Source organism: Bartonella australis AUST/NH1 (assembly GCF_000341355.1).
Classification (GTDB): Bacteria; Pseudomonadota; Alphaproteobacteria; order Rhizobiales; family Rhizobiaceae; genus Bartonella; species Bartonella australis.
In genome coordinates, this window is sequence record NC_020300.1 from 1,001,952 (window position 1) to 1,027,249 (window position 25,298).

Annotated in this window: 17 protein-coding genes and 1 tRNA gene; 6 read left to right on the top strand and 12 right to left on the bottom strand. The window is 41.4% G+C overall.

The window, feature by feature from the left end; genetic code table 11:
- Positions 1–19: 19 nt before the first annotated feature.
- The 3 genes from secD to BANH1_RS04295 all read left to right on the top strand — a co-directional run bounded on the left by secD (position 20) and on the right by BANH1_RS04295 (position 5,378).
- On the top strand, positions 20–2,563 hold the full coding sequence (gene secD, locus BANH1_RS04285; RefSeq protein ID WP_015398188.1) for a protein translocase subunit SecD: 2,544 nt from the start codon (positions 20–22) through the stop codon (positions 2,561–2,563).
- Between the two features lie 95 nt (positions 2,564–2,658).
- Positions 2,659–4,443 carry a cation:proton antiporter domain-containing protein gene (locus BANH1_RS04290; protein WP_015398189.1) on the top strand — a complete coding sequence of 595 codons (1,785 nt, stop codon included), beginning with the start codon at positions 2,659–2,661 and terminating at the stop codon, positions 4,441–4,443.
- The gene (locus tag BANH1_RS04295; RefSeq protein ID WP_015398190.1) at positions 4,440–5,378 is read left to right on the top strand and encodes a lysylphosphatidylglycerol synthase transmembrane domain-containing protein; all 939 of its coding nucleotides are present in this window, start codon (positions 4,440–4,442) and stop codon (positions 5,376–5,378) included. Before BANH1_RS04290 ends, BANH1_RS04295 begins: the two co-directional genes overlap by 4 nt.
- Positions 5,379–5,481: 103 nt before the next feature.
- On the opposite strand, the gene BANH1_RS04300 is transcribed toward BANH1_RS04295, so the two are convergent.
- A complete protein-coding gene (locus BANH1_RS04300; protein WP_015398191.1) occupies positions 5,482–7,050 on the bottom strand; it encodes a TerC family protein in 1,569 nt (522 codons plus the stop codon).
- A 499-nt stretch (positions 7,051–7,549) separates the two neighbouring features.
- Between BANH1_RS04300 and BANH1_RS04305 the strand changes: the two genes are divergently transcribed.
- Positions 7,550–7,625: transfer RNA gene (locus BANH1_RS04305), tRNA-Lys, on the top strand.
- Between the two features lie 769 nt (positions 7,626–8,394).
- On the opposite strand, the gene BANH1_RS07050 is transcribed toward BANH1_RS04305, so the two are convergent.
- Positions 8,395–8,697: a hypothetical protein gene (locus BANH1_RS07050; protein WP_051039098.1), complete on the bottom strand. Its 303-nt coding sequence runs from the start codon at positions 8,695–8,697 to the stop codon at positions 8,395–8,397.
- 444 nt (positions 8,698–9,141) lie between these two features.
- On the opposite strand from BANH1_RS07050, the gene cycA reads away from it, so the two are divergent.
- On the top strand, positions 9,142–10,527 hold the full coding sequence (cycA, locus tag BANH1_RS04315; RefSeq protein WP_015398192.1) for a D-serine/D-alanine/glycine transporter: 1,386 nt from the start codon (positions 9,142–9,144) through the stop codon (positions 10,525–10,527).
- Between the two features lie 403 nt (positions 10,528–10,930).
- Entirely contained in the window at positions 10,931–12,331 is a 1,401-nt protein-coding gene (locus tag BANH1_RS04325) for an amino acid permease (protein WP_015398193.1), read from the top strand.
- 97 nt (positions 12,332–12,428) lie between these two features.
- Here BANH1_RS04325 and ilvC read toward each other — a convergent pair whose 3' ends face one another.
- The 10 genes from ilvC to BANH1_RS04375 all read right to left on the bottom strand — a co-directional run bounded on the left by ilvC (position 12,429) and on the right by BANH1_RS04375 (position 25,208).
- Positions 12,429–13,448 carry a ketol-acid reductoisomerase gene (ilvC, locus tag BANH1_RS04330; protein WP_015398194.1) on the bottom strand — a complete coding sequence of 340 codons (1,020 nt, stop codon included), beginning with the start codon at positions 13,446–13,448 and terminating at the stop codon, positions 12,429–12,431.
- A 565-nt stretch (positions 13,449–14,013) separates the two neighbouring features.
- Positions 14,014–14,748, bottom strand: coding sequence for a pyridoxine 5'-phosphate synthase (locus BANH1_RS04335; protein WP_015398195.1), 735 nt, complete (start codon positions 14,746–14,748; stop codon positions 14,014–14,016).
- Positions 14,749–14,835: 87 nt separating this feature from the next.
- Positions 14,836–15,957, bottom strand: a complete 1,122-nt coding sequence (locus BANH1_RS04340; protein WP_015398196.1) for an ATP-dependent DNA helicase — start codon at positions 15,955–15,957, stop codon at positions 14,836–14,838.
- Positions 15,958–16,485: 528 nt separating this feature from the next.
- On the bottom strand, positions 16,486–18,285 hold the full coding sequence (locus BANH1_RS04345) for an acetolactate synthase 3 large subunit (protein ID WP_015398197.1): 1,800 nt from the start codon (positions 18,283–18,285) through the stop codon (positions 16,486–16,488).
- A gap of 213 nt (positions 18,286–18,498) precedes the next feature.
- Positions 18,499–19,374 carry a tRNA (adenosine(37)-N6)-dimethylallyltransferase MiaA gene (gene miaA, locus BANH1_RS04350; protein ID WP_015398198.1) on the bottom strand — a complete coding sequence of 292 codons (876 nt, stop codon included), beginning with the start codon at positions 19,372–19,374 and terminating at the stop codon, positions 18,499–18,501.
- A 691-nt stretch (positions 19,375–20,065) separates the two neighbouring features.
- Positions 20,066–21,556: a Do family serine endopeptidase gene (locus BANH1_RS04355; RefSeq protein WP_041583248.1), complete on the bottom strand. Its 1,491-nt coding sequence runs from the start codon at positions 21,554–21,556 to the stop codon at positions 20,066–20,068.
- A 183-nt stretch (positions 21,557–21,739) separates the two neighbouring features.
- Complete coding sequence (hflC, locus tag BANH1_RS04360; protein ID WP_015398200.1) at positions 21,740–22,645, bottom strand: protease modulator HflC; 906 nt, start codon at positions 22,643–22,645, stop codon at positions 21,740–21,742.
- 3 nt (positions 22,646–22,648) lie between these two features.
- Positions 22,649–23,782, bottom strand: coding sequence for an FtsH protease activity modulator HflK (gene hflK, locus BANH1_RS04365; RefSeq protein ID WP_015398201.1), 1,134 nt, complete (start codon positions 23,780–23,782; stop codon positions 22,649–22,651).
- 125 nt (positions 23,783–23,907) lie between these two features.
- On the bottom strand, positions 23,908–24,417 hold the full coding sequence (locus BANH1_RS04370) for a dihydrofolate reductase (RefSeq protein ID WP_015398202.1): 510 nt from the start codon (positions 24,415–24,417) through the stop codon (positions 23,908–23,910).
- A complete protein-coding gene (locus BANH1_RS04375) occupies positions 24,414–25,208 on the bottom strand; it encodes a thymidylate synthase (protein ID WP_015398203.1) in 795 nt (264 codons plus the stop codon). Before BANH1_RS04375 ends, BANH1_RS04370 begins: the two co-directional genes overlap by 4 nt.
- Positions 25,209–25,298: the final 90 nt, after the last annotated feature.

Below are 25,298 nucleotides of genomic sequence, written 5' to 3' on the forward strand. Positions count from 1 at the left end.
TCTGTTATTGGAATATATCATGCGTGTATCCGGCTGGCTAACTACCTTCTACTGTCTTGTCCTTTTAGGCGGCATTTACGTTGCTTTACCTAATTTATTTTCACAAGAACAAGTGAAAAACTCGATTTTTTTGCCTGACACTCGTGTGACGCTCGGGCTCGACCTTCAAGGAGGATCTTCTCTCCTACTTGAAGTCGACGCTAAAACGTTAAAACGCGATCAGTTACGTACAGTTTTAGGCAATGTACGCCAAAAACTGCGCGAAAAACAAATCCACGTATCGGGTACTCGCATCGTCGGAGATAGTATAGTCGCCATTGTTCCCGACCCAATACAAAATAAAGAAGCGGTCACTGCTTTAGAAACATTAATCACGCCTGTACCAAACAGCTTTACTGCTGCCAGCGATATCGCTATTAGCACTCAAAATGAAGCTATCCACATCACGTTAACTGAAGCGGGTGTTAAGGATCGTGTCAATAATGCTATCGAGCAAAGCTTGGAAATTATCCGTCGCCGTATTGATCAAATCGGTGTTTCTGAACCATCTATCCAAAAAGTAGGAAATGATCGTATTATGGTTCAGTTGCCTGGTCTACAAGATCCAAAACAATTACGCGATCTTTTAGGAACTACTGCTAAGATGACCTTTCATCTTGTGCCTTTTAACGTGGATCTAAACAATCCACCCCCAGGCGTTTCAATTCTTCCCGGATATATAGATGAAAAACAGCGTTATGCAATTTATGACAAAATTTCTCTGGATGGAAACGTACTTAAAGACGCACGTGCAGGCTTTGATCCACAAGTGCCAGGGCGTTCCATTATCTCATTCACTATGAACTCAATTGGTTCAAAAATATTTGCGGAAATAACGCGGCAAAATATCAACCGTCCCTTTGCGATCGTTCTTGATAACAAAGTCTTAACTGCTCCTACTATTAATAGTGTCATCCCCAACGGACAAGGTCAAATTACAGGAAATTTCGATTCCAAAGAAGCATCAACCCTCGCCGCTTTACTCCGAGCAGGCTCTTTGCCGGCACCCTTAACCGTTATTGAAGAAAGAACTGTAGGGCCAAATCTCGGTGCTGATGCTATTAAAATGGGCCTTTATACAGGAATCATAGGTTTTATTCTCGTTACAGTTTTTATGTTCGTTTTATACGGTGCTTGGGGTATTATTACTGATATAGCTCTGGCGCTACATACTATTCTGACATTTGCCGCACTTAGCCTTCTTGGAGCTACACTCACGTTACCAGGTATTGCCGGTATTATTTTAGGTATTGGGATTGCTGTTGATGCCAATATTTTAATTAACGAGCGTATCCGCGAAGAAAGCCGAAAAGGTATCAGTGCCTTTGCAGCCTTAGACCGCGGATTTAAACAAGCTTTCTCGACCATTATCGATGCCAATGTTACTGCCGTAATTGCAACTGTTTTACTTTTTTGGTTTGGCACCGGCCCCGTTCGCGGTTTCGCTGTAACAATGCTTCTTGGCATTATTATCTCTATGTTCACCAATATTACTATCGTGCGTATCATTATGATTTGGGCGGTACGTAAATGGAAAATAAAAACTCTGCATCTTCAACCTTTTTTCAATTTTGTACCCCAAAATACAACTTTCCACTTCATGAATGCTCGCTTTATTGGAATCGGCGTTTCAATCATTTTATCACTTGCTTCAATTTTTCTATTCTTCAAACCAGGTTTAAATTTCGGAATTGATTTTGTCGGCGGTAGCCAAATAACTATTACGACAAAAGAACCGACAAATCTGGGAACCTTGCGTTCAAAGCTTTCTACCCTGAATATTGGCGAAGTGACACTGCAGAATATCGGCAACGAAAATACGGTTTTGATTCGCGTCCAGCAACAAAGTGGCGGTGAAACAGAGCAGACGGCTGCTATTGATAAAGCCAAAACAGCTGTACAAAGCGTCTACCCAGATGCTGTATTTGATCAAATAGAAGTTGTGGGACCAAAAATTTCAGGCGAGCTCGCTTCAGCTGGTTTTACTGCTGTCCTTCTGGCTGCTATCGCTATGTCACTTTATATTTGGTGGCGCTTTGAGTGGTTTTTCGCGGCTGGGGCAATTATTACGCTCGTCCTTGACACAACAAAAATGATTGGTTTTTTTGCTTTATTTCGATTTGATTTTAATTTAACCGCCATTGCCGCTCTTTTGACGATTGTCGGCTATTCCATAAACGACAAAGTTGTTGTCTATGACCGGATGCGCGAAAATGCGCGCCTTTATAGAAAGATGCCGCTGCGCGAACTCATTGACTTTTCAATTAACCAGGTCCTCGTGCGCTGTATCTTTACTTCGACCAGCACAGTTTTGGCTATGTTGCCCATGGCATTGTGGGGTGGGAATGCCGTCAATAACTTCGCGTTTCCCGTCGTCTTCGGGATCATCATCGCGACATCGTCCTCCATCTTCATCGCCGCCCCCATTTTATTATTATTAGGCGACCGAATGCATAAAAGGAACAAAGAAAATGATAAAACACCGCAGCACCGCGCAGACACTAAAACGAAACTGCCGCGTTAATTTATATGGCGTGCCATCTTTTTTCCTCATATAAGTATATAAAAGAATATATAGAGGCACTAATGATAACTTTTTAAAAGAGTCACCCACACACTATGCCCCACGATACACCGCTTATTACGGCTATTGTCGCAGGCCTATGTTTAGCGTTCCTCTTCGGTATGACCGCTAACCGCCTGCGTATCTCACCGCTTGTCGGCTACCTGTTAGCCGGCGTCATCGTGGGACCCAACACAGGCGGCTTTAGAGTAGACTCTATACTTATCAACCAACTTGCCGAAATTGGCATCATTCTGCTCATGTTCGGTGTCGGACTGCATTTTTCGTTAAAAGACCTCTTGTCCGTCAGAGCCGTCGTCATCCCCGGTGCCATCGCACAAATGGCATCCGCTACTTTTCTAGGCTCGTGCCTCAGCTGGGTTATGGGGGGAAATTTTGGCAATAATTTGGTATTTGGTTTATCTTTATCAACAGCGAGTACTGTAATTTTACTACGCACCTTGCAAGAAAAACAGCTTATTGAAACAGAAAAAGGACGTATTGCTATTGGCTGGTTAATCATCGAAGATTTAGCTATGGTCTTGATACTTGTCCTTATACCTACATTGGCCAGCATTTTTGGCGACGCGACGAAGACATCAATTAATCCGCTTGTTCACTGGCTGCATTTAAACACTTTCGAGATCATTTGCTTCACTATCTTTAAAATTATCATATTCATAGCCCTCATGCTCGTTATTGGACGGCGTGTTATCCCCTGGTTGCTAAAAATAAGTGCCCAATCGGGATCACGTGAATTGTTCCGCCTCAGTGTTTTCACTATCGCGTTGGGAGTAGCCTTCGGGGCCGCCAATTTATTTAGTGTTTCACTTTCTCTTGGCGCTTTCTTCGCAGGTATGATTATGAGCGAATCAGAATTGAGTCACCGTGCAGCGGAAGAATCTTTACCTTTGCGGGATGCATTTTCTGTTCTCTTTTTTGTCTCTGTGGGTATGTTATTTGACCCAGTAAAACTCTTAACAAACTTTTTTCCTCTTTTGGTAACATTATCAATTATCATACTGGGTAAATCTTTCGTCTCTTTTCTCATTATTAGAGCTTTTCGCTATTCTTATGGGACAGCTCTCACTATTTCAGCGAGCCTCGCCCAAATTGGGGAATTTTCTTTTATCCTAGCAGGATTAGGCTCAAATTTTGGACTTTTAAGCCACGATACCCTCGACTTAATTCTCGGAAGCGCAATTCTTTCTATCTTGCTCAATCCCCTCGTTTTTGTCGCCGTAGATAAAATTAAAAGCTATTTGGAAAATTTCCCTATAAATATACAAGATAAACAAACAACCATAAACATCGCCGCAGTGGATTCTGATCAAGAGCTTCTACCAGTTACCTCAAAAGCTGGTCACACCGTGATTATTGGTTATAGTCACGTCGGCGAATGTGTCGCGCTATCTTTGATGAACCGAGGCGAATCTATAGTAGTGGTAGAAAAGTCAAAGCATCTTTCTGATAAGGCACTTGCAGCCGGGATAGAAACAATTTGTGGTAATATAAATAAACAAGAAGTTATCGACGCCGCAAATATCGGAGGTGCGTGCAAAATTGTCATAACAATGCGTAGCACTATTGAAATAGGGCAATGTATAGCTAACATACGTAATCTTGGAAAAGACCTCAAAATAATTACTCATGCGCTATCTAACGTAGAAGCAGACTATCTTATTGATCTTGGCGCAGATATTGTAGTAACAATCGACAAAGAAGTTGCGAATGGCGTCATTGAGTATGTGACTGGACAGAGATCCACGGCTAATATCCACGATTGTGAATCTAATTTACAAAAAACATACGCGAAAACAAAAATAGGCAAAGAAGTGTGAAATTGAAGAAATTTTTGTGGCCACTTGTCGGCATATTAACAATGTTAGTATCTATACGTATTCTTTACGTAAAGCTATCTGCTATTTCTTTTAATGACGTATTGGAACGTTTAGGTGATTTAAGTACACATGACTGGCTTTTAGCATTCTCTTGCTCGCTCTTCGCTTATAGCGCTCTTGCAGGATATGACCGAATTGCATTACAACACCTCGGCCATAAAATTTCTTGGATGTTTATCGCCATATGTTCATTTACCACCTACGCACTCTCACACAATATCGGCGCTTCAGTTTTCTCTGGTGCCGTCGTGCGTTACCGTGCTTACACAATAAAAGGGCTAAGTGGATCAGAAATTGCAATACTAGTAGGTTTTTGCTCTTTTACCTTTGTGATTGGCACAATTATGCTTTCTGGTATCGTTCTAATTTTGCAGCCCCAAATTATCACCCTCATTCACAACGATCTTCCTACATGGCTCGGTACACTAATTGGCGCGCTTTTCCTCGCTTTTATAGCGCTCTATACTTTTGGCAGTTGGCTTCAATTAAAGCCTTTACGCATAGGAAAAAAAATCCAGCTTTCTTACCCACAATTCAGAATTGTTGTACAACAACTTCTTATTAGTCCATTAGAACTTTTAGCGGCAGCAGGTATTATATATGCTGTGTTACCGCATAGCGCCGATATTCATTTTATTTCGGTGCTCGGTGTTTTTCTCGCATCTTTCAGCGCAGCTCTCCTTTCCAACGCCCCTGCGGGCGGGATTGGTGTCCTTGAAGCTTTATTTATAGCGGGCATGCCTAACGTAAATTCCGCCGATGTTATAGCTGCACTCATTGTATTTAGGATGCTTTATCTGATTATACCTTTTATCATCTCCTTATTTTTTGTGGCAATTTTTGAAGTCCAGCAATATTGGAAGCGAACACAGTAGCTCCCGCTGAAATAAAAGCTACTAAAACAGCAGCAAGCAGTTCGCGTGTTCTTTTCATCGCTAAGAAAGGCAGCGGATTTTGTCGTCTCTTTGTCTGCCTAAATCAGTCTTTTTCCTTCAAAATAAGCGGAGAAATAAGCACCTTAGAAATATTCCGGCGATCTATTTCAGTCACTTTAAAGCACAAACCTTCGGCTTCAAAACTTTCACCCTCATTTGGTAAATGACCAAAATGCCAAAGCATAAATCCTGCTAGCGTAGTATAACGATCTGCTTCATCAACGAGATTACGGTCGAGATAACCACTTAAACGACGAATATCTGCATATCCCTCAACCAGAAGGCTTCCATCTTCAAACTGTTCCGCTACCACAGATTCTTCGTCACCATCAGGAAAATCACCAGCAATAGCCTCAAGAATATCCGTCGGCGTTGCGATACCTTCAAAGGATCCATGTTCATCAACGACAACCGCAAGTTGGATTGAAGAATGCCGTAATCGCTCCATTAATCGCAAAACGCTTGTATTTTCATGAACGACGAGTGGTTCCCGCATAGCTTCCTGCCAATTAACCCTGTTACCCTCAGCCAAATTTAAAAGAAGATCTTTAGTTAAAGCAACACCGACAAATTCATCTACTTTTTCGTACGCGAGGATCAAACGACTATGTTTAACCTTCTGCAATTCTTTACGCATTTCATCATCGCCGCCTTTTACATCCAGCCATTCAATTTCGTTACGTGGTGACATAATAGATCGTACGGGGCGATCAGCTAGGTCAAGAACGCCGCGAATCATTTCTTTTTCTTCCGGCCGAAAAAGCTCTGAAGCGGCTGCTTGTTCAGCAATAACATCTACAGTTTCACCAAGATTTCCATCTTTTTTTCCACCCCCTAAGAGCCTCAGTACAGCATCAGCTGTCCGCCCACGTAGATCATTTGTTGTAATCAATTTTTCACGGTTACGGCGGCCAATTTGATTAAAGACTTCAATAAGAACTGAAAAACCAATAGCCGCATACAAATAACCTTTTGGAATGTGAAAACCGAACCCTTCAACAATCAGAGCAAAACCAATCATCATCAAAAAACCGAGACAAAGAATAACGATAGTGGGGTGGCGACTAATAAAACGCATAAAAATGCCAGATCCCCACATCATCGCACCCATAGCGACGACAACTGCTATATACATGACCATTGCATGATCTTTGGTAATCATACCTGTCGCAGTGATGATACTATCAAGAGAAAACACTGCATCAAGCACCACAATCTGAATGATAACTTGCCAAAAAACAGCGTAAATAACGCCTGTTTCTTTCTCATGCTTCGTCCCTTCTAGCCTTTCATGCAGCTCTAATGTCCCCTTTGCTAATAAAAAAGCGCCACCACTAATCAAAATGAGACTATGCCAACTGAACGCGAAGGACGCGACAGAAAGAATCGCTTTATCAAGACTCATTACCCATCCAACAATTGTGAGAAGAAAAAGCCGCATAACTAAGGCTAAAGTTAAACCGACTAAACGTGCGCGATCGCGCAGACGCGATGGCAATTTTTCCGCTAAAATTGCAATAAAAACGAGGTTATCTATCCCCAAAACAATTTCAAGGAAAATTAATGTAACTAAGCCAACCCAAGCATAAGGGTCGGCGATCCATCCCATCATAGTTCACCCTTAAAGAGTATCTTTAAAAGCTTGAATGCACGTTGCTGATGAAACAAATTCATGAACTTTCATTCACACCATTGACTAACAGCATTGAACGTAAATGAGCTGCGTTCAAAAGAAGACAATCGCGAGGCACTGCCCAAACTTATATGATTATTGATAAAATTCATAAATGAAACACACACCTCAGCCGCTGAATACGACGATAAGGTTCTTCTGAATTATGCCCGGGCATTACGCTCGATGATCCTCCAGCCGTAGTTCTGCGTAACAATTCAGAACATTTTGTTCACAAGGGTCCCTTATAATGGATCTATTTTTATATAAGATCAAGGGGGTATCACATTTTTTAATTAGATGCGCCTTTTTTAACTTTACGCATTGTACCGGTTTAGCTACAGACTTTATTGATATAATACAAAAAAAATGAAACTACCTAGACATACCCTCTTAGGAGCGTTATAGAAACGCCCGTCCTTATTTTTCGAGAAATCGTGGGTGATTAGCTCAGTCGGTAGAGCAGCTGACTCTTAATCAGCGGGTCGTGGGTTCGATCCCCTCATCACCCACCATTCGCCCCCGTATTTCATTATTGGGTTTTGTGTGATTTTCAATATGCATTGTGTTATTCGTCAAAAGGTTTCGCAGCAATTTATTTTTTTAAAGGGGCTTAAAGGGAATTTCAAAGACATCCAAAAAGTTGTTTGAAAGCTTACGATTTTTTCCGCAAAAACTTATCTTTTTCGTGATTCTGGTACGACAAAAACAATAATTTTTTTCTCTGCACTCGGACCACTTTACGTGCAGACTATACAGAGAGTATCATTTTTAGGAATCATTTTTCCCTTGTCTGGTTCTTCCAGTGTGACTTCTGTAGTATAATTGTTTGATTTATCATAGCGGTGGATAACTGTGAAAGCTTTGCGTAGGCTATTAACTTCCTCCCCCCAGTAACATAAGAGGTTAATCCGCTATAATTTTTGGTCAACCCTCCCGTAGCAAAAACCACTCCCAATGGTGCGACACATCCTATCCGATTCTGATACAGCAGCGGCCAGAGCCTCTTCCTGACAGGCGTAGTAACAGTGTAAACGTCATGTCAGACCTGTGAAGCCTATCGAATGTTTCGACATACCATTATTGCACTTTGGCATAATCAAAATAACTAGCTTCAACTGCGCTATATTGCGTCCGTAGCTCAGGTATAAACTTAAAACGAACACAGTAATATTTATGGTTGCCAAGAAGCCGGTAAACTATCTCACTCTAAAAAAAACTTATTATCTTGACTAAAGGACTTGCCCACATCCAGTCAGTAAGATGCATTAAAATAATGGTCGATTAATCGGCGCGGACCACATAAGGTGAAACTTTTTCGTAAAACTGTCGGCTCATTTTGGCTTGATGACCACGACGCTCAGCCCGTGTTTTAACAATATCTCTAACGATTTTGACATCGAAATGTTTACTGCTTTGTTCTTTTATTTTTTTACGCATGGAAGTATTTTTGCCGCAGAAGCGTAAAATTTCTTCGTCACTGCTATTCAAACTAATACCAATTGGGTCAAACGCGATGAATTCAAGTAAGCTGACATTCAAACCACACGGCAAAAGATAATTATATCGGATAATATCCAGATTCATCCCCGAAGCTGTTTATAAACAGCCTTTTAATGCCGTGATTTTAGTGCAACCCTCTAAAAAGACAGGGCAGCCCCTACACAAGCAAAACCGGCGTAATTTAAGAACTTTTACTTAAATATTTCGTCGTGCCCTACGGCGATATCGCGGTCTTCCCCTCCCCAACGACTCAATGATAATTATCCCAATCACACCTAGCCTTAATGGCCATTAAATACCGGCTGTACTTTAAAACTATTTATTCACAATTGGTCAAACATAATATCGGAACTATATTTGTATCCGTGCTAATTTCCCCTCCTTCTAATCTCTCTAAGCTCTAAAAGTTGTTAAAAGTGTTTTTTTCCTTTACGATTCAATCATATCATATTTTACGCAAAGAATTAACTCTTTCCGGCGTAATTTTGGCATTACTTAAATAACAAATTAAGGGGGGTGCATCCAAAAATGGATAATAAGCAAAAACAAAAAAGAAAATTACGACGTGGACTAAGCAACCGCCATGTACAGCTCATTGCCATCGGTGGAGCTATCGGAGCAGGCCTCTTTATGGGGTCAGGAAAAACGATCAGCATCGCCGGTCCCTCAATTATATTTGTTTACGCCATCGTCGGTTTCTTTCTCTATTTTGTCATGCGTGCTATGGGGGAATTGTTGCTTTCCAATACGCAATACCGATCCTTTGCTGATTTCTCGGCCGATTTGTTGGGGCCTGGTGTTGGATTCTTAATTGGCTGGACTTATTGGTTATGTTGGATCGTGACCGGGACTGCAGAGATTATCGCCATCGTCACTTACGTACAGTTTTGGTGGCCCGATCTTAATCCATGGATTCCCATTTTCACCTGTATAATTTTATTCTCATTGTTTAATCTTACAGCAGTCAAACTGTTTGGTGAACTTGAGTTTTGGTTTAGTCTTATCAAGATTGTTGCAATTTTATCGTTAATTGTGACGGGATTTTATATGATATTCACAAACTTCATTTCTCCAAATGGCAATATTGCCTCTTTCGATAATTTATGGAACCATGGAGATCTTTTTCCTCGGGGGAGTACGGGATTTTTTGCCGGATTTCAAATTGCTATTTTTTCCTTCGTTGGTATTGAACTCTCAGGGACAAGCGCAGCTGAGGTGAGAGAGCCTCAAAAAGTCCTACCAAAAGCGATCAATTCAATACCTCTGCGCATCGTATTTTTTTATATTTTCTCTCTTGTCGTAATTATGTCAGTCACTCCTTGGAATCAAATGATTCCGGGTAAAAGCCCGTTTGTAGAAATGTTTCGGCTCGCTGGTATTCCGGCAGCAGCTGGTATGATTAATTTTGTCGTTCTTACAGCAGCTGCATCTTCTGCTAATAGCGGTATCTTCTCTAGCAGTCGCATGGTATACGGACTCGCAACTAAACAAGGAGCTCCTAAATTCTTAGGGAAACTCTCCAAAAACCATATTCCGGCCAACGCATTATTTTTTTCATGCTTATGCATCTTATTAGGCTATACAATTTTATCGTCATCCCCGACCGTCATAGCTTCCTTTACGATCGTCACTACTATTGCAGCGATTTTATTTATATTTGTGTGGTCTGTAATTTTGGTCAGTTATATTGTTTATCGTCGCAAACGGCCTGCACAACACACGGTATCTGCTTACAAAATGCCAGGAGGTATTTTTATGTGCTGGATCACTCTAGCGTTCTTTGCTTTCATTCTTTTTTTATTGACTCTAGAACCTGATACTTTCTCGGCTTTAAAGTACACTCCGCTGTGGTTTATATTTTTAGGAATTATGTATTTTTTTAAAAAGAAAAATTTTGCCGAACCTAAGAAATAAAATTTGTGCGCAAAAAGCATATTAAAAAAGGTAACCCCGGTTACCTTTTTATTTAAAAACTTCTTCATAGCTTACTACAATTTTAAGGGTACTGTATAACTCCCCCGGTTTAATGGTAATTATTGCACTTACGCCGGGTGTCGGGCCTTAACGGCCACTAAACACCAGCTGTGATCAAAATTCCGTACTCACAAATTTTTGCCGTTCTGCTTTTAAATACCGCAATTATATTTCAGCTCGCGTCAGTTTTTCTTTTTCATAAGCTCCCTAAAGCCACTAAAATTGCCAAAAATATTTTTTTCCTTTACGGACTCACCCGTATCATATATCACGCTTCACGTAGGAAATTACCCTATTTTAGCATAAATTTAGCCTTAAATAATATTAGAGGGAACATCCAAAAATGGGCACTAGACAAAATTTAGATGAAGGTTATCAAAGAAAATTAAAACGCGGATTGGATAACCGCCACGTACAGCTTATCGCTATTGGCGGGGCTATTGGAACAGGCCTCTTTATGGGGTCAGGAAAAACGATCAGCATTGCCGGTCCCTCAATTATATTTGTTTACGCCACCGTTGGTTGCTTTCTCTATTTCGTCATGCGTGCTATGGGAGAATTGCTGCTTTCTAACGCGCAATACCGGTCTTTTGCTGATTTCTCAGCCGATTTGTTGGGGCCGTTTATTGGATTCTTAATCGGCTGGTGTTATTGGCTAAGCTGGGTTGTAGCCGGAGCCGCAGATGTTATCGCCATCGTCAATTATATGCAATTTTGGTGGCCCAATCTCAATCCGTGGCTTCCAGTTCTTGCCTGTATTATTTTCTTCTTAGCCTTTAATCTTGTGGCCGTAAAAATGTTTGGTGAACTTGAGTTTTGGTTTAGTCTCATCAAAATCGTCGCAATTTTGGTATTAATTGTTATCGGATTTTATATGATATCTACAGGCTTCGTCTCCCCAAGGGGCAACGTCGCCTCTTTGAATAACTTGTGGAATGACGGAAACATTTTTCCTCGAGGGGTTACAGGATTTTTTGCCGGATTTCAAATCGCTACTTTTTCTTTTGTTGGTATTGAACTCGCTGGAACAAGCGCAGCTGAAGTCAAAGAACCCGAAAAAGTCTTACCAAAAGCGATCAATGCAATACCTCTGCGCGTCGTATTTTTTTATATTTTCTCTCTTATTGTAATCATGTCAGTTACACCTTGGAATCAAGTCGTTCCGGATAAAAGCCCATTTGTAGAAATGTTTCGGCTCGCTGGTATTCCGGCAACAGCTGGTATGATCAATTTTGTTGTTCTTACAGCAGCCGCATCTTCCGCTAATAGTGGCATTTTCTCTAGTAGCCGCATGGTATACGGGCTCGCGACTAAACAAGGAGCTCCTAGATTCTTAGGGAAACTCTCCAAAAATCATATCCCAGCTAACGGATTGATCTTTTCGTGCTTATGCATCTTATTGTGCTACACACTTTTATTGTTAGCCCCGTCCGTTATATTTGCTTTTACAATCGTCACCACTATTTCGGCGATTGTATGCATATTTATATGGTCTGCAATTTTGGTCAGCTATATTGTTTACCGCCGCAAGCGGCCTACGCAGCATGAAGCGTCCATCTACAAAATGCCGGGAGGTATTTTTATGTGCTGGATCGTTCTGGCCTTCTTTGCCTTTATTCTTTTCTCATTAACGTTAGAGCCTGATACTTTAATAACTTTAGAATATATGCCTTTGTGGTTTGGATTTTTGGGAATCATGTATTTTATGCTTAAAAAGAAAACTCCTGTCGGGAACAAAAAATAAAATCTGCGCAGAAAAAGCGCATCAAAAAAGGGGTAATTTCAATTACCCCTTTTTATAGATCCGCAATCTTCCGTTCATAAAGAACTTAAATATAAAATCAGTTACGCTCTTTATTAATCAAAGCGTTAGATTTAATCCAAGGCATCATAGCACGAAGTTTTGAACCAACTTTTTCAATAGGGTGCTCATCATTCAAGCGACGAATTCCTTTAAAATGAGCTGCACCGGCTTTATATTCCTGCATCCACTCCGACGTAAATTTACCCGTCTGGATATCCCGCAAAACACGCTTCATTGCGGCTTTAGTTTCATCAGTAATCACGCGTGGGCCAGATATATATTCACCCCATTCAGCGGTATTAGAAATTGAATAATTCATATTCGCGATACCACCTTCATAAATAAGATCAACGATTAATTTAACTTCATGCAAACATTCAAAATAGGCCATTTCCGGTGCATACCCCGCTTCCGTCAATGTTTCAAAACCCGCGCGGATAAGTTCTACAAGACCACCACAAAGGACGGCTTGTTCACCAAAAAGATCCGTTTCGCATTCTTCTTTAAAAGTTGTTTCAATCACGCCTGCGCGTCCACCGCCGATACCACAAGCATAGGACAATGCTATATTATGAGCATTACCTGAAGCATCCTGTTCGATCGCGATTAAACAAGGAACACCACAACCGCGTTGATATTCGTTACGTACTGTATGACCCGGACCTTTTGGGGCAATCATCATAACATCAACCGTCTTCTTAGCTTCAATTAAACCAAAATGAATACTCAAACCATGAGCGAAAGCAATCCCTGCTCCACTGCGCAAATAATCGTGAATGTGCTCTTTATAAATATCAGCCTGTAACTCATCAGGTGTTGCCATCATAATGAGGTCCGCCCATTTTGCTGCCTCAGTAACACTAACAACTTTAAAGCCATCTGCTTCAGCTTTTTTAACGCTCACTGACCCGGGACGTAAAGCAATCTGCACATCGCGAACACAAGAGTCCTTCAAATTTAATGCATGCGCACGCCCTTGTGAACCATAGCCAACAATAGCTACCTTTTTTTCCTTAATTAAATTGATGTCTGCATCACGATCATAATAAACACGCACGGAAAGACTCCCTTGTACCTACATTAAATTAAAATTAATATTTTCACCTGTTCAAAGGCAGAAAGCCCCCATTGAGGCCCTCCCCACTTAATGAATGATTAAACTGCATTTTACGATAAAATAGCAACTAAATAACGTAATATTTGCGTATCCCAAACAACAAAGCCATAAATCTGTGACCTTTTAAAAACGTGCTCGGACCTAAAATAGACTTTAATTATTATTTACTGTTCTACAACTGGGAAAATAAGATCGCTGAAGAAAAATACGTATCTTAAAATATAATCTTCTTCTGATATAGCCTATCATACCCTTATAAATTAATACACAATCTGTAGCTCTTAATCATGAACAAACTAAAGGGTGGAAACGAAGGCAACACGAGCCTCACATCGGCCTCTTATATTTTGGCACCAAACTCAAGTTTACTCTCTCACAGAGAGAATAACCTCTAAAGTAGCGGAATATTATTCATATAGCCCTATTTATTTTTTTACCCAGAGAAAAGCACCCTATAAAAAACAAAAAGTCTTAATCTTCTCCGATCATCAAATACTCGAAAAATTTACTTCAATAACTGGATGAAACGCTGAACGGTATTGTGCATCCCATATTCTAGTGCATCAGCGATAAGCCCATGACCAATAGAGACCTCGTTCAACCAAGGTATTTTATTAACGAGAGCAGAAATATTGGTAATTGTTAGATCATGCCCTGCATTGATCCCTAAATGCAACTGCTTGGCTTTTTGTGCCGCAAAAACAAGTTTATCTAGCTCATCATTCTGTTTTTGCCTGTCTTCAAACGCACCGCCGTAAAGCCCTGTGTAAAATTCCACACGGTCAGAGCCGATCGCTTTAGCAATATCAAGGCCATCTGGAACAGGATCAGAAAATAACGATACACGAATTTTTTTTTCTTTTAAGCGTCGAACAATAGGCGCCAAAAATTCCGCATTGTTAGCAAAGTCCCAGCCATGATCAGAAGTCGACTGAGTCGGGTCATCAGGCACGAGAGTAATCTGATCAGCGTACTTTTCCGCAAAACTTAAAAATGTCTCACTCGGATAACCTTCAATATTAAGCTCAGCAGTGGGAAAAGTTCTGTTAATTAAAAAACGTATGTCCTGCAAATCAGAAAAACGAATGTGCCTCTCATCTGGTCGCGGATGAACCGTCAAGCCTGCTGCACCAGCCGCAAGTGCTATACGCCCCATATTCTCGACGCTCGGCCACGGAAGATTACGCCGATTGCGCAAAACAGCGACGGCATTGAGATTAACAGAAAGTTTTACCCTCATACACATTTCTATTTCCATCAATACCCTAAAAATAGAGGAGGAACGCCCTCCCTATAATAACCCTAGACAATAAAATAGTACTTTTCTTCACCGCACAATCGTTAAACGCTCTGCTGCACGAGTGATAGCAGTATAAAGCCAACGTGCGTACATATCACGAAATGCAAAACTTTCATCAAATAAAACTACATTATCCCATTGAGATCCCTGAGCTTTATGAACAGTCAGCGCATACCCGTAATCAAAATCATCGTATCGTTTTTTTAATTGCCACGAAACTTCATGATCAGGACCCTCAAAAGTCGCTTTTAGAAGTTTAATCTTTGCCACCCCGCGCTCGCTCTCTTCCGGCTTAACAAGGAGGTTGATAGTTGGTTTAACCGTTTCTTTCTGTGAGGTTAGCACCTTCCATAAAGAGCCATTTAACAAGCCTTTAGCAGGATCATTACGCAAACACACAAGCTTGTCTCCAGCTTGCGGATAATCCGCTGTAAATCCTTTTAACTCACGCAAACGTTTATTATAAAGGTGACGCGTTCGGTTGATCCCCACCAAAAGCTGATCGGCATCTAACACGAGCTGTTTGTCAACCTCTTTACGCGCAATGACGCGTGCCAGCCCGTAATCGCCATAAGCTATTTCACGCCCCTCGCGTACATCCATAGCCAGGCGGATGATTGGGTTGTCGTAAGCTTGTCGGTGAATTTCTGATAAAAGGAAATCTGGCGCGCTCTCAGAAAAAAAACCACTGCCTGATATAGGAGGCAATTGGCCTGGATCACCGAGGACAAGAATTGGCGTCCCAAAACTCATCAAATCACGTGCTAATTGTTCGTCCACCATCGAACATTCGTCAACAATAACGAGTTTAGCTTGCGCGATTGGGCTTCGCCGATTTAACGCAAATGTCGGCGCAACAGATGTCCTGCCCGTCGCATCATCAGAAATTTCTTCTTCTCCGCGAGGACAATAAATTAATGAATGAATAGTACGAGCGTTACTTGCACCCTTAGAACGCAGAACTTGCGCCGCTTTACCTGTGAATGCAGCAAACTGGACGGAACCATCAACTGTTTCTGCAAAATAACGAGCGAGTGTCGTTTTTCCTGTTCCTGCGTAACCAAAAAGACGGAAAATAGGAGAGTGCCGGTCTCTTAACCACGCGGCCACGGCTTTCAATGCATTATCCTGTTCTAGCGAAAACTGCATAATTTATCAAAGATAAGATTCGCACCGAAAGGGCAAGCATTAAAAAAACAAAAACTACCGTAAAAATAGCTACTTATCTCTATAGTAGTCCTAAATAATAACTCACCCCTCCTGCATTTGCTCGGTATTTTTTCAAATATTAACAAATACAAAGCGCTTATATACCAATCAATGCATATATCTTTCCAATAATTTCACATTAAAACGGTTATCCGCCGCATCAATAAGTTCTGCGCATAGCATTTTAGCATCTATAAAAACTGAGTTTAGTAAAACGCTCCCTAACTATTTTAATCAATACTCGTTGTCTATTTTGAAATAGCAAACTTTTTATAGATAAAAGACACAAGCAATCTAATCGGTGCACGGCGAGTGGAAGCGATTATTTCACCACGACAATAAGTCGGTCATATATGAAAAACTGCCTACTCAAATAATGAAGATACACGTTATTGTGGACGGTTTTTAAAAGAGGTACAAGTTAATGAAGTGAAAATTTAAATCTTTATAATTCTAACCTCAAGCTCCTTATACGAGAAATTGCCCACCAGCAGGGACGGCGTTAGAAATAGTTTCGTCGCTAGCTTCTTCAGATAACAGCATATCATTGTGCGCGCACCCAGATGGAATCATTGGGAAACAATTCGCCAAATTATCAACACAACAATCGAATAAAATCGGTCCGTCGTAGTCGATCATTTGCTGAATTTTTCCATCAAGTTCGTCCGGCTTTGAACAACGGATACCGATTGCTCCATAAGCTTCTGCTAATTTCACAAAGTCGGGTAGTGCTTCCGTGTAAGAATGAGAGAGACGATTGCCGTGCAATAATTGCTGCCACTGGCGCACCATCCCCATATACTGGTTATTCAAGATAAAAACCTTCACCGGGGTATTATGTTGAATTGCCGTCGCAAGTTCCTGAATATTCATCTGAATTGAGGCGTCACCAGAAATACATATAACAAGCGCGTCAGGATGAGCAATCTGAACACCGATAGCAGAGGGAAAGCCATAGCCCATCGTCCCAAGTCCACCAGATGTCACCCAATGTTTTGGCTCGTCAAAATGACAATATTGGGCAGCCCACATCTGATGCTGCCCGACATCAGTAGTAATATAAGTATTCGCATTTTTGGTAAGAGTATGAAGACGCTCAAGCGCGTATTGCGGCATAATAACATCTTTTTTTTCGGTATATGCCAATGAATTACGAGCGCGCCAATAATTAATTTTTATCCACCATTCATTACGGCTTTTCTCATCGACCGTTAATCGTAGCGCGCGCAAATATTGCATCATATCTCCTAAAACGGATGCCACATCACCAATGAGAGAAATATCTGCCTTGACTATCTTATTGATTGAAGAGGGATCAATATCAATATGGATGATGCGCGCGCGGGGTGCGAACGCGTCAAGGCGACCGGTAATACGATCATCAAACCGCGCGCCGACGGCTAGCATAACATCGCAATCATGCATGGTCATATTAGCTTCATAAGTCCCGTGCATCCCAAGCATTCCAAGCCAATTTTTATGAGAAGCAGGATAAGCACCAAGCCCCATTAATGTCGAAGTAATCGGAAAATTCCCCCAAATGACCAAATCACGTAAAAGCTGTACAGCTTTCTGTCCCGACGAAATAACACCACCACCAGAATAAATGACGGGCTTTTTTGCTTCTACTAAAAGAGAAACAGCAGATTCAATGGCCTCTGTATCTCTTTTCAATTGTGGATGACAATATGTAGACGTCCTAGCCTTAGGTACCCTATAAATCCCTGAAGCAAATTGAATATCTTTAGGAATATCAATCAAAACCGGCCCTGGACGACCCGATTGCGCAACATAAAACGCTTCATGAATAATCTGTGCTAGGTCGTTTACATCTTTAATCAGCCAATTATGTTTGGTACAAGGCTTCGTGATGCTAACTATATCTGCCTCTTGAAAAGCATTCGTCCCCATCACAGTCGTAGGCACCTGACCAGAAAAACAAACAATGGGAATAGAATCCATTAATGCATCCTGTAAAGGAGTCACCGCACCCGTTGCACCTGGGCCAGAAGTCACCAGCATAACACCGACCTTCCCCGTACTACGCGCATAACCCTCGGCTGCGTGACCTGCCGCTTGTTCGTGGCGCACCAAAATATGCTGAAATGAATCTTGCTGATAAATTGCATCAAAAATAGGAAGAACAGCTCCACCAGGATAACCAAAAATATGTTTAATCCCTTGATCTATAAGAGCTTGAATCACTATTTCAGCTCCTGACATTATTGTTCCGTCCGCACTCCCTTTTGCTTTTGGACAATTTTTCATTCTTCCCACCCGTCTTATTGCAAAGCAAAATAAAAAGGCCCCCCGATAGGGGCCTACCGCACATTACACTCTCCACCCTATGCGCAGTAATACTATAACGAGAATATTCTCTGCAGAGGGAGATTTAATGTCGTCAATGCCATTCGTCAATCAAAAATTACCACCCAAAAACCTCTTCCTTTTCAAAGCGTTTCGAGATCTTTTGCTATTTTATTACGAGGAAATTAGCTTCCATTCTCTATCAAACTGATTAGAAAACCAAGTTATTTGCCTTTTTGCGTATCTCCTAGTCTGCATTTTCGCCATCTCAATAGCATCTTCTAAACTTTTGTCTCCATCTAAATAAGCCGTAAATTCCGGTATACCAATGGCTTTCATCGCCGGCGATAAAGGAGAAAGCGTGAGTCTTCTCATGGAAATGACTTCTTCTAAAACCCCTCTTTCGACCATAGAATCAAGCCTCTTATTAATGCGCTCATAAAGCAATTGGCGTGGCGGAATTATAAGAATCTTTTCTAAGCAATCCTGTGCAAGCGGAGGTGTTGTTTTTTGCTTTTGCCACCAACTTAATTTTTTACCAGTCGCTTCATAAACTTCTAAAGCGCGTATAATACGTTGGCCATCTTGCGGAGAAATTTTCGCAGAGATATCAGCATCCACTTGCGATAACTTGTGGTAAAGGCTTTTAGGCCCCTCCTTACAAAGCCGCGTTCGCCACTTCTGCCGGAGAATGTCTGGAATGTAAGGGATTTCTGAAATCCCTTCTAAAAGCGCGCGAAAGTAAAGTCCCGTACCACCAACAAAAATAAGAGGTTGTGATGTAAACATGCTTAAAAGCTTACGAACATCGCATAACCATTGCCCCACAGAGTAACTAAGAGCGGGACTCACGTGACCATAAAGATAATGCGGGACGGTCATAATATCAGTTTTCGTCGGCCGTGCTGTCAAAATATTTAACACATCGTAAACCTGCATCGAATCAGTATTAATAATGACGGCGTTTTTTTCTTGAGCCATTTTTAGTGCAAGCTCCGACTTGCCGCTTGCAGTTGAACCAGCTATCAATGTGACCGTTCTTTGTGTCATAAATGAAAGCCTCCTACACTCACCAATGAACAATTTACTGCAATATCAATATCCATGACCGACATTAAAATCCAGCATCCACTTATGATCTTGTAGATAACAGCCTTCAAAGTATAAATGCAAACAGTGTTATGCGCTTAATGCAGGAAAGATCTGTGATATTTCTTTACGCTTTAAAAGGGTAAAATAACCAGTATAATAATTCCAAAAGAGTACGAAAATATCTTTTACCGATATTGTCACCTGCAAAAGAGAAAGCGTCGCAAAAAACTCTTACTTTCAGCCATGAAATTTATGCCGTTAAATAAAAACGCTCTGCTGAACAGGCTAATAAAATAGGATAGAGAAAGATAACATTGATGTCACTAAATCAACCACGAATAGCGAAATGATTTCTGAACTTGCATGAAGGAAATACTTTATGCCGCCCAAAAGTCCTTCTCAATAATAATGGATGAAGATACAGAAACCGCACACCGTCTTATATTTCTAAAAACAAAATATCGCTCGCCGACTATATACAAAAATAACAATTACTCAGTGCTCAGTTCTACCCTTTATATAACCGAATCTGCACCTTACCTACGCATACTCATCATAGAGACCGCACGCTTCCTCTTATATTGAATCATAAATACACAGCTCGCAATCATAATGAGGCCGCGGATAATCGGACATTTTCGCAAAAATATTAATCCATTTGGATTGTCACAAATCGTAATTCTCCATTCGGAGAAGCGATGATAAATAAAACGTTTTGACGCCCGGCTTCACGTAATTTATGAAAACGTTTTTTGGCGTCTTCGAGCGTCGTGACTGCGCTCTGATTAATATCAACAATTACCTCACCAACACGAATGCGCTTTTTATCGGCCGCGCTATTTTTTACGATAGACGTCACAACCAACCCATTAAGCTTATCAGTGATTGAATAACGCTGACGCAGATCAGCCGTGAGCGCCGATAACGTCATTCCCATAAACTGCATTGTCACGTCTTCTGATGCGGCACTGTCCTTTTCGTTATCAGAATCCCCTGCTGTGTCTTCGTCTGGGTCTGTCTCAATTAGACGGCCAAGTTTAACTTTTACTGTTTTTTTCAGTCCGTCGCGCAAAACCGTAACATCTACTACCTTTCCTGCCGAGCTTTCTGCGACTAAACGCGGTAAATCATGCGCATTCTTGATTTTACTACCCCCAAAAGCAAGGATAACATCACCTACATGCAACTGGCTATTATCAACCTCTGCATTTTCTATTTTACCTGCAATGAGCGCTCCGACTGCTCTATCCAATTTTAAATTTTTCGCAAGATCATCTGTTACTGGCTGAATATGGATCGCTAGCCAACCTCGCTTTACTTCCCCAAAATCGCGCAACTGATTAATAACAGAAAGAGCCATACTAGACGGTATCGCAAAACCAATCCCAATTGACCCACCAGAAGGCGAAACAATCGCTGTATTAATACCGATTACTTCACCATTTCTATCAAAAAGCGGACCGCCAGAATTACCTCGGTTAATCGCTGCATCTGTCTGAATAAAATCATCGTAAGGACCAGCATTAAGATCACGATTACGCGCAGAAATAATTCCAACAGTTACACTACCACCAAAACCAAAAGGATTACCAATGGCCATAACCCAATCACCGATACGCGCTTTTTCTGAATCGCCAAAACGTACAGCTGTTAATTTTTTGCTTCCTGCTACGACTTTAAGCAAAGCCAAATCCGTTTTGCTATCTTTTCCGAGCAATTTTGCTGCCAGTTTTGTACCATCTGTAAAATTAACTTCGATATCATCAGCATCGGCAACAACATGATAATTTGTAACGATAAGCCCTTCTTGTGCATCAATTACAAAACCTGACCCCAAAGAACGTATTTTTTGAAATTGACTATCTTTTTGACCATCTTTAGGCGTGAAAAAATCGTTAAAGTACTCTTGCAGTAATGAATCTTTCGGAACGGCAGGCGCAGAAGTGTTTTCATCTTGCTCTGTCCCGTCGATTTTCTGCGCTGTAGAAATATTGACGACTGTATCCAAAAGCGCAGAAGCTAAATCAGGGACCGATAGTGGTATATTTTTCTGCTCAATAACACTAGACCAACTTATTGATCCTGATAAAAACAAAACCACGTAGACGGTGGCTATGGCGGCGAAGCGCTTCAATAACATATTCTCACCTGCGACACGCGTTTGATCAATATCTGCCCTGGGCACCGTTAAATCCGCTTATTTGAAACTGACACACCCCTATCATGCTCCTTTATCATAAAAGAAAATGAGCATAGATCAAGCTTCCCTGAAAAAGTAAAAGCCTACGACATAATCGGTTTTCTCAGTCGATAATCGCCGATTTTATTTCTGAGTACCAACATCCGGTGCAAAAGCCCCATTTTTCTGCGGTAAATTATGAAAATAAAAAAAGAAATTTTCTTTTGGTGAAATCACCATCGGCGTTTGTTCTAAATTTTGGTACTGTTCCATTGCTAACCAAAAATCGTAAAATGACGGAGAGATCTTTCTTGCATCTAATAAAATACGAATGCTCTCGGCTTGACCTTCCCCACGCGTGATCTCAGCGTCACGTTTTGCTGCCGCTACAATTTCTTCATATTCGCGATTGGCTTCCGCGACGATGCGATCCCGCTCTTGCTGACCACGAGCACGAATATTCTCTGCTGCTGCTTCACGTTCAGCTGCCATCTGTCTGTACACATCCTCTGAAACAGCGTCGGTTAAATCAGTTTTGCGAATACGTACATCAACAATGGTGATACCTAATGAACCTGCGTCTACAGAAAATTGTCGTTGGACTTCGGCCATCATCGCTCCGCGTTCATCTGACAAAGCCGCTCTAAATTCCCGCTTGCCATAAACGGCACGCAAAGCATCGATAAAACGTGGTGCGAGGTTTTCACGCGCAGCGATCTGAGGCCGACCTGATGCAATGCGCTGTAAAAAAAGTTTCGGATTTGCGATGCGGTAAATAAAAAACGCGTCTACTTCGTAATAAGCACCACCACGCACCTGAACAGATTGCGTAGGAACGTCGTAACGCAATAACCGGTTGTCAATAACAACCATCTGATCCAAAAAAGGGATCTTAAAATAAATACCAGGATCAGGTTCTACCTTAACAATTTGCCCAAAGCGCTTAATAGCTACCTGCTGACGAGGATAAACGATAAAAACGGATGCCCATAACGCTATAAAAATAAGCGCTACGATACCAAAAATAAAAAAGAAACGAGACTGCTGCATAAGTTAGTGTCCTCCAGAGACCCCAGAGCCCGACAAAAATACGGGACGTTCTGACGCTGTAGTTGCTTTTCCAGACGAACCGCGCAACAATTCATTTAGCGGTAGATAAGACACCGCCGAGGTGTCCGTTTGATCTAAAACCAATTTATTTGGTGATGAAAGAATACGCCCCATCCTTTCCATATAGAAACGATAACGGGTCGCCTCCGGTGAAATTTCAGCTTCACGAGCTATAGCCCGGAAACGTTCAGCGCGTCCTGTTGCTTCTTCAATCATCTGTGCCTTTTCGCCCTTAGCTATTTCACGTGTCCGCGAGGCCTCACCATTAGCCAAACCAATTTTAGTAAAACGCACGCGATTACCCTCCTCAATCATTCGCCCACGCTCCTGCTCTGCTTGTTGAACAGAATTAAACGCGGCGGCAACCTTAGTAGGAGGGGCGGCTTCGCTAATCGACACGCGATTTATCTCGACACCAAGTTGATATTTATCTGCAGTTAACTGGATAATCTTTTTAACATCGTCGGCCACTTCTTCTTTTTTGTCGCGTAAAACGTCATCAACTGGTCGAGAGCCAATCACTTCACGCATCGCACTTTCAGCAACTTGACGAACCGTCCCCTCCTGGTCATTCACGTTAAATAAGAAGTGGCTGGGGCTTGAAATCCTATAATATACAGAAAAATTAACATTAACGATGTTCTGATCACTCGAAAGCATCAGGCCTTCACTTTGCTGCATCTGACCAGATTGGCCGCCAATCGCGATTGTTTTTTCCGTCAAAGGCACTTTCATGTAAGTTTCGATCGGCCAAAAATGAAAATGCAAACCATCGCCAATGATTCCTGCTTTAGGGACACCGAAACGCAACACCACCGCTTGTTCATTCTGCTGAACAATATAAACAGACTGAAAAAGCCATAAAAGCACACCAAAGAAAAGCAGCGAAATCAAAATACTGCCACCCCCAAATTGCTTAAGCTGATCTTGCCCTTTGCGCAAAATATCGTCAATATTGGGACCATCACCGCTACCACCAGAACCAAAAGACCCCTTAGGTGATGACTTTTTATCATCGTCACGCTTACTTTTGCCACCATCCCAGGGGCCACCACCATTTTGATTCGTCCAAGGCATCACCACCTCATTTTTTAAATTAACGCCGCTTATTAGATACCAACATCCACAAAAACTTCCTTTTGTAAAGTGCCTATTATCTGGCAGCGAGGGAACTGAAAAAATATTTCTCTCATTATCAAATGTTACAACCGATCATAAATCACAAAACGTGTCGCGTGGCTGTCCTTACCTCCTTCCGGGATATATTGTGTTTCAAGAATAGTCCACTTATCTTTGTCAAAAACAGGGAAAAAACTATCCCCTTCGATAGAATCCAAAATTTCCGTAAGAAATATTTTATCAGCGATAATTAATCCTTGTCGAAAAATTTCACCACCACCAATAATAAAAATGGCATCTCCACCATTTCTGAAAGCTAGTTTTTCTGCAATGAAGCAAGCTTTAGGTAGAGAATGAGCAACGACAGCGCCTTCAGCCGCAAACGAACGATTACGGGTAACGACGATATTTGTACGCCCTGGTAGAGGTTTTTTAAGAGAGTCCCAAGTTTTTCGCCCCATAATAACGGGTTTTCCTAAAGTCAAAGTTTTAAAACGTTGCAAATCCGTTGATAAGCGCCAAGGCATCGTACCCTCGCGGCCGATAACACCATTTTGCGAGACAGCTGCAATTAAATAAACTGGAAGGGTCATATCGCTACTGGTGCCTTAATATGCGGTTGAGCTTCATAATTTAGCAATTCAAAATCCTCAAATTTGAAAGAAAAAAGATCTTTGATTGCCGGATTCAAAAGCATCGATGGCAAAGTGCCTGGTATACGGTTCAGCTGCCGTTTTGCCTGCTCAAAATGATTAAAATAAAGATGAGCATCACCAAGCGTATGAATAAAATCACCAGCTTTTAAACCAGTTACTTGAGCAATCATCATCGTTAACAATGCATAAGAAGCAATATTGAATGGAACGCCCAAAAAAACATCTGCTGAACGTTGATAAAGTTGACAGGACAATCTACCAGAAGCAACATAAAATTGGAATAAACAATGGCAGGGCGGTAAAGCCATTTCCTCAATCGAGGCAGGGTTCCACGCTGACACAATGAGGCGACGCGAATCAGGACTTTTATTAATCATGGCCAAAAGGTTACTGATTTGATCGATATAACGTCCATCAGGTGCGGGCCAAGAACGCCACTGGTAGCCATAAATAGGGCCCAGATCCCCTTTTTCATCAGCCCACTCATCCCAAATGGATACGCCGTGCTTCTTTAGCCACGCAATATTTGTGTCACCTTTAAGAAACCATAAAAGCTCATAAATAATTGAGCGTAAATGTAATTTTTTTGTTGTTAATAAAGGAAATCCAGACTGCAAATTAAACCGCATCTGATACCCAAAAATCGACCGCGTCCCGACGCCCGTCCGGTCTGTGCGATCGGTGCCGTTATTTAACACATGAAATAAAAGATCAAGATACGCCTTCATATAAGCTTTATGGCAGATTCTATAGCACTGCAGAAACTAAAAAATTCCGCAATTTGCGAAAATATTTTCCACGAAATTATTATTATATAA

Excerpts from the sequence above, each read along its gene's own strand:
- secD (WP_015398188.1), top strand. The coding sequence starts at position 20 with ATGCGTGTATCCGGCTGGCTAACTACCTTCTACTGTCTTGTCCTTTTA.
- BANH1_RS04290 (WP_015398189.1), top strand. The coding sequence starts at position 2,659 with ATGCCCCACGATACACCGCTTATTACGGCTATTGTCGCAGGCCTATGT.
- BANH1_RS04300 (WP_015398191.1), bottom strand. The coding sequence starts at position 7,050 with ATGATGGGATGGATCGCCGACCCTTATGCTTGGGTTGGCTTAGTTACA.
- BANH1_RS07050 (WP_051039098.1), bottom strand. The coding sequence starts at position 8,697 with ATGAATCTGGATATTATCCGATATAATTATCTTTTGCCGTGTGGTTTG.
- cycA (WP_015398192.1), top strand. The coding sequence starts at position 9,142 with ATGGATAATAAGCAAAAACAAAAAAGAAAATTACGACGTGGACTAAGC.
- BANH1_RS04325 (WP_015398193.1), top strand. The coding sequence starts at position 10,931 with ATGGGCACTAGACAAAATTTAGATGAAGGTTATCAAAGAAAATTAAAA.
- BANH1_RS04335 (WP_015398195.1), bottom strand. The coding sequence starts at position 14,748 with ATGAGGGTAAAACTTTCTGTTAATCTCAATGCCGTCGCTGTTTTGCGC.
- BANH1_RS04340 (WP_015398196.1), bottom strand. The coding sequence starts at position 15,957 with ATGCAGTTTTCGCTAGAACAGGATAATGCATTGAAAGCCGTGGCCGCG.
- BANH1_RS04345 (WP_015398197.1), bottom strand. The coding sequence starts at position 18,285 with ATGAAAAATTGTCCAAAAGCAAAAGGGAGTGCGGACGGAACAATAATG.
- miaA (WP_015398198.1), bottom strand. The coding sequence starts at position 19,374 with ATGACACAAAGAACGGTCACATTGATAGCTGGTTCAACTGCAAGCGGC.
- BANH1_RS04355 (WP_041583248.1), bottom strand. The coding sequence starts at position 21,556 with ATGTTATTGAAGCGCTTCGCCGCCATAGCCACCGTCTACGTGGTTTTG.
- hflC (WP_015398200.1), bottom strand. The coding sequence starts at position 22,645 with ATGCAGCAGTCTCGTTTCTTTTTTATTTTTGGTATCGTAGCGCTTATT.
- hflK (WP_015398201.1), bottom strand. The coding sequence starts at position 23,782 with ATGCCTTGGACGAATCAAAATGGTGGTGGCCCCTGGGATGGTGGCAAA.
- BANH1_RS04370 (WP_015398202.1), bottom strand. The coding sequence starts at position 24,417 with ATGACCCTTCCAGTTTATTTAATTGCAGCTGTCTCGCAAAATGGTGTT.
- BANH1_RS04375 (WP_015398203.1), bottom strand. The coding sequence starts at position 25,208 with ATGAAGGCGTATCTTGATCTTTTATTTCATGTGTTAAATAACGGCACC.